Source organism: Rhodococcus sp. NPDC059969 (assembly GCF_042738325.1).
In the GTDB taxonomy this organism is placed as follows: Bacteria; Actinomycetota; Actinomycetes; order Mycobacteriales; family Mycobacteriaceae; genus Rhodococcus_F.
Window position 1 is genome coordinate 1 of sequence record NZ_JBHWUF010000025.1, and the last position, 5,023, is coordinate 5,023.

Annotated in this window: 6 protein-coding genes; 2 read left to right on the forward strand and 4 right to left on the reverse strand. The window is 70.2% G+C overall.

Features of this window, described 5'->3' with window-relative positions; genetic code table 11:
• Positions 1 to 315 precede the first annotated feature (315 nt).
• From ACFWAD_RS29695 to ACFWAD_RS29710, 4 genes are all read right to left on the reverse strand, one after another.
• The gene (locus ACFWAD_RS29695) at positions 316 to 1,602 is read right to left on the reverse strand and encodes a hypothetical protein (protein ID WP_378550373.1); all 1,287 of its coding nucleotides are present in this window, start codon (positions 1,600 to 1,602) and stop codon (positions 316 to 318) included.
• Between the two features lie 185 nt (positions 1,603 to 1,787).
• On the reverse strand, positions 1,788 to 2,030 hold the full coding sequence (locus ACFWAD_RS29700; RefSeq protein WP_378550376.1) for a hypothetical protein: 243 nt from the start codon (positions 2,028 to 2,030) through the stop codon (positions 1,788 to 1,790).
• A 46-nt stretch (positions 2,031 to 2,076) separates the two neighbouring features.
• A complete protein-coding gene (locus ACFWAD_RS29705; RefSeq protein WP_378550379.1) occupies positions 2,077 to 2,361 on the reverse strand; it encodes an HNH endonuclease in 285 nt (94 codons plus the stop codon).
• Positions 2,358 to 3,206 carry a sigma factor-like helix-turn-helix DNA-binding protein gene (locus ACFWAD_RS29710; protein ID WP_378550382.1) on the reverse strand — a complete coding sequence of 283 codons (849 nt, stop codon included), beginning with the start codon at positions 3,204 to 3,206 and terminating at the stop codon, positions 2,358 to 2,360. Before ACFWAD_RS29710 ends, ACFWAD_RS29705 begins: the two co-directional genes overlap by 4 nt.
• A gap of 406 nt (positions 3,207 to 3,612) precedes the next feature.
• Between ACFWAD_RS29710 and ACFWAD_RS29715 the strand changes: the two genes are divergently transcribed.
• On the forward strand, positions 3,613 to 4,347 hold the full coding sequence (locus ACFWAD_RS29715) for a GntR family transcriptional regulator (protein WP_378550385.1): 735 nt from the start codon (positions 3,613 to 3,615) through the stop codon (positions 4,345 to 4,347).
• A 262-nt stretch (positions 4,348 to 4,609) separates the two neighbouring features.
• Positions 4,610 to 5,023: helix-turn-helix domain-containing protein (locus ACFWAD_RS29720; protein WP_378550388.1), on the forward strand; the 414-nt coding region annotated here is incomplete at its 3' end.

A 5,023-nucleotide genomic window follows, 5' to 3' on the forward strand; every position in this document is an offset into this window, starting at 1 on the left:
CACCCCAGCCCACAACCCTCTGACCACACACTTTACGGGCGAGCACCACAGGGACAGACCCAAGACCGAACCACCCGAGAACCACCCACAGCCCCGCCCCAGACGCTCGCCCCACACCCCGGACCAAAGCCGACCCACCCCACCCAACCCCCAACCTGACACCCCATCAGGCAACCCAGACAAATATCACACGTCGCACCAAGCACCACCAAAACAAAAACAGAACCACCCCCCGAATCCCGTTCGACCCCCGAGCAAAAAACAGCCACCCCCGAATCCAAAACCGGATCCGGGGGCAGCACAATTCACATCGCACTATTCGCCGTCGAGCACCTTCATGTGCTTATGGATGGTGCTGGGCGAGCGTCCGGCGAATGTGGCTACTCGGCGTTGGGCCCAGCCGTTTGCGTGGCCGTAGCGGATTCGGGCGTGGGCCTGGTTGTCAGTGAGCAGGTCGGGCTTCTGGCCCGGGGCGCAGTCCGCGGGCAAGCCGGGGATGTCCCAGTCCTTGACGGGGCCGGCGGGCTGCTGCGCCGGGGCGGGCTGCTCCTGGGACTCGGTGGTGACGCGGGCGGTGATCCGGGCGGGGCTGGTCTGTTCGGCCGCTACGGACACCGTGGCGTCCTTGCGGGGGTCGGCCTGCGGCGCGGCCGGTACGTGTACCTGGGGCGCGGGGGCGGGGGCCGGGACGCGGTAGGAGGGGTCGCCGTAGCGCTGGGAGGGGGTGAGGGCGGCCGTGGTGGCGGACCGGGTGATCTGCGCCCTGAGAACCTCCTGCGGGTCCCGTACGGGAAGCGGCGGAGCCGCTTCGGGCGACTGCTGGACGGGCAGCTGCTGCACGGCCTGGAGGCGCTTCTCCTCCAGCTCCAGCCGCTTCGCCTCCAGCACCCGGGCGGCCCGGGCGGACTCCCGGCGCTCCTCCAGGTCGTGGGCGCGCTCCTCATCCTCCTCGCGCTGCTTGCGCTGCCGGTCCTCGTCCTCCAGGTCCTGTGCCCGCTGCCGCCCCTCGTCGTCCAGGCGCTGGAGACGCCGGCGCTCCTGCTCCTGGCGGGCGTTCTCCGCCCTGCGGTCCTCGTCTTCCTGACGCTCCCGGCGGGCATGGTCGGCCTGCTCCCGCTCCTCCCGCTCCGCCGTGCGCTCCGCCGTGGCGAGCTTGGCCGCCAGGCTCCGCCGCCACGCGGGGCCGGCCTCCGCGAGCAGCACCAGCAGACCCGGCGCCACCAGGTGCTGGAACACCCCCGTCCAGTCGCCCTTCTCCCAGCTCCCCCCGATGTTGAGGAACACCGAAGACCCCCCGGTGAACAGGCGCAGCAGCACCGGCCAGGCCCCGGCCCGCACACCGTGCCGGGAGGCGATCTCATCCGCGCGCAGCGCGCCGATGAACGCGGCGTCCACCACCAGAGGCAGCACGAACGCCGTGTCCTCCCAGCCCACGGCCACGTGCGCCCTCACATAGGGAGTCGCGTTGAGCATCGACCACAGAACCATCCCGGCCGCACACGACCACGTCACCAGCGTGATGAACCGGTCCGCCGCCACGATCTCCGACCGCAGCCGGTCCAGCGCCGACGGACGGACCCTCACCAACTTCTCCTTGCCCATAACTCCCTGACTCTCCGTAGTGTTCGCGCACGGTGCGCGGGCAGTGTTCGCACCGGACAAACCGGGCGCGTCGGACTGTGCGGAGGCGGGGTGCGCGGCGCACACCCCAACCTCTCTAAGGGCCGGGCGGGGTGCGCACTGTTCGCACGGTGCGCACTGTTCGCCGCCCGGACGGTCACGGCGTGTTACTCCTTGGGGGCGCGGAACCCGATCCGCTTCACCGGCTGATCCGCCGGGGCGGACTTGGACCGGGTGGTGCGCGGCGGCTGTCCCTTCGCGCGGGGCTCACCGGGCTTGCGGGGGACCGTGACGTACGGCGGGTACTCCACATCGGGCTTCTTCTTCGCGTACACGGAGACGCTCCTCACCGGACCGGACGGGGTGCCCGGCTCCCCGCCCGGCCCGGCCCGGGTGATACGCGCTCGCACTCAGTGCGAGGCCATATCACTCCAGGTGGGGGCGGACAGGCAGCCGTCAGCCCGCCGACTCCAGCGGGACCAGGCCCGGGGCGAACCGCACCGCCGGCCGCAGCCACAACGCGGGCGCAGAGTCGTCCTTCGCCCGGTTGCACGGCTCACACGCCAGCACCAACGCCTCCACCGCCCACGTGGACCACCGCGACCGCGGAACCAGGTGATCGAGCGTGGAACCGTCCAGGCCGGGGCCGAACTGAGTCGCGCAGTAGAAACACGCCGACCCGTCCCGCTCCGCCAAAGCCGCCTTCAGCGCACGCCGCCGCGCCGAGCTGGGCGTGCTCACGCGCCCTCACCGGCGCCCAGCTCGGCGCGGCGGGCTGCGGCCTTGTCCTCGCGGCGCTGGCGCTTGGCGGTCTGCTCCGGCGTCAGCGGCGTGCCTGCCTCAAGGAGCGGCAGGTACTCCTTGAGGTGCTTGTAGATCGTGCGGACCGAGCCGCCCATGTGATCCGCGATCGCGTCGACCGACACCCCGGCGATCCGCAGCAGCAGCACCGCCCGAGCCCGCACCGGCAGGCTCTCCAGCACCGCGCGGTGCCCCGGCGACAGCTCCGCCATGTCGGCGGGCTGCGGGACGTCAGCCCCGCGCAGCCGCCGCAGCGCCCGCTGCGACAACCGGTTGACCACCATCACCGACATGTCCAGGAGCTCCGCGACCATCTCCGTCGTGCGGTCGAGGCAGATCAGCTCCACCATCACCGCGCGCATCTGCGGCGACAGCCCGGCCAGCAGCTCCTCGCAGCGAGCGTTCACCTCCCCGGCGCCGTCCACGTCGACCAGCGGCGGCGCCACCGGATCCATCTGCCGGCCCACCACGTCCACCCAGTCCGTCGCCAACTCGTGGCGCTCCACCCCCGCCTTCCAGTGCGCACCGATCGCGCCCTTGACCTGGTAGTGCAGCCCGATCCGCTCCTCGACCGGCGTCATCCCCCCGGCCAGGAGCCCGCCCTTGCCGCGCGCCACCTCCAGCCACACCTGCTGAACCAGGTCGTCCTGCCACTGCGCGACCTTGTGGAACTCCACCCCCTGCCCGGCCAGCCGGTTCGCGACCATCCGCTGCACCAACCGCCCGTACTGGAGGTACAGGGCATCCAGCCGTGCCGCCCGCTCCACCGACAGCGGAACATCCACACCCCGCTGCACCCGCAGCCCGTCCGGACCGTGCCCCGGCGCAGACCGCACATACCGCGGCCCCTCCCGCCGCGACCACGCCCGCGTCCCCGCGCTGGCCACTACGTCAGCCCGACCCCCTACAACACCTTCCGGCTCCGGCTGGCGCTCGATCTCCTCCGCCAACCCCGCCCGCACCGGCACCGCCACCTGCACAGCCACCGGTCGCTCCGCGACAATCGACACGTCGGTCCCTCTCTCATCCAGGGGTTCTGACAGCGACCCCGGCGTGTCCGCGCCGGGGTCGCACTGCGTCACGGTGTGTCCGCACCACGACACAACTGGATAGTGCACTAGCACACTACACACGTCAAGTAGTACGCTGCTGTGCAGTGAGCTAGTGGGCTAGCAACCGAGAGGACAGGACATGCCTGAACTGGACCGCACACCGCCATATCTCCAGGTGGTGCAGGAGCTGCGACGCCGGATCGTGGATGGAGAGCTGTCTGACGGCGACCGTCTGCCGTCCGTACGCCAGATCGCCGAGGAGTGGCAGATTGCGCAGGCCACGGCCATGAAGGCACTGGCGGCCCTGCGCGCGGACGGCCTCGCCGAGTCGGTCACTGGTGTGGGCACCGTGGTGCGCTCGCGGCGGAACCTTCACCGCTCCGCGCTCGACCGCCTGGAGCGGGCGCTGACGACCGGGAAGATCTACCCGGACAACGAGTACGCCGTGATCAAGCAGCCCGAGCTGACCACGCCGCCGGCATGGGTCACGGACCTCTTCGAGCTGGAGGAAGGGGCGCTGGCACTTCGGCGTCGGCGCGTTACGTTCAACGAGGATGGCCCTGTAAGCGCGTCCACTTCATGGTTCCCGGCCGAATTCGCGGAACTCGTTCCCGCCCTCATGCAGCCCGAGCGAATTCTTGGTGGAACGCCCAACGCTATCGAGGCAGGAACAGGCCGTCGCGGTGTAGCAGCCGAAGAGGCGAGCGCAGCAACGCGAGCGAATGCAGAAATTGCCGAGGATCTGGCGATTGAAGAGAATTCGCCGGTGCACGTCGGAAGGAACATTTTCTTCGACGCCTCAGGCGGAATCATTGAGGTAGGCGAGTCCTTCGCACCGGAAGGCCGTTGGAAGGTTCACCGGAAGTCCAGCTAGTAATTCACTGGGCGGTCGGGGCGATGTCCCGACCGCCCAGTGAGCGAGTATGACCCCCACAACGCAACGAGCCCCGCCGTCACGGCGGGGCTCGCGGTCCACTCAGGTTCGCGGCCTGGGCGGAGAAGCACTCTCACCAGCTATGAGGAGGTGCGCTCCCTTGAGCGTACGTGCACAGCAGGCAGGCAGGCCAGAGGGCCACGAAAATGCAGGTCAGGGCTCTGACGCACCGCGTGTGGTGCGGGCTGAGGGGCTCGACTGGGTGAAGTTCGACTTCGGTCTGTCCCGGGATGGGTCGGTTCCGGCGACGTGGAAGGCGCTGTACGCGGCGCTGGCGTCCTTCGCCGACCAGAACGACAGGGAGACCCCTGATGGCCCGGAGGGCGACGAGGACGTCCCTACGCGTGCCCGGCTCGCGGAGTGCATCGGCATGTCCGTGGACACCGTCGACAGGGCGACTAAGGGGCTAGAGGGGCTGGGCCTGCTGGAGGTCGAGCGGCGTAAGGACCCGGACAACCCGAAGCGGAACATCCCGTCGGTCTACCGGCTCCTGGACCACGAGATCTGGGACGAGCGGGCTGCGGCGCGGGCGGCGAAGCGCAAGGCCGAACGCCAGGCCAAGGCGGAGGCGCGGGCCGCGAGGCAAGCGGATTCATCCGAGGGGGGTGGCCGCACC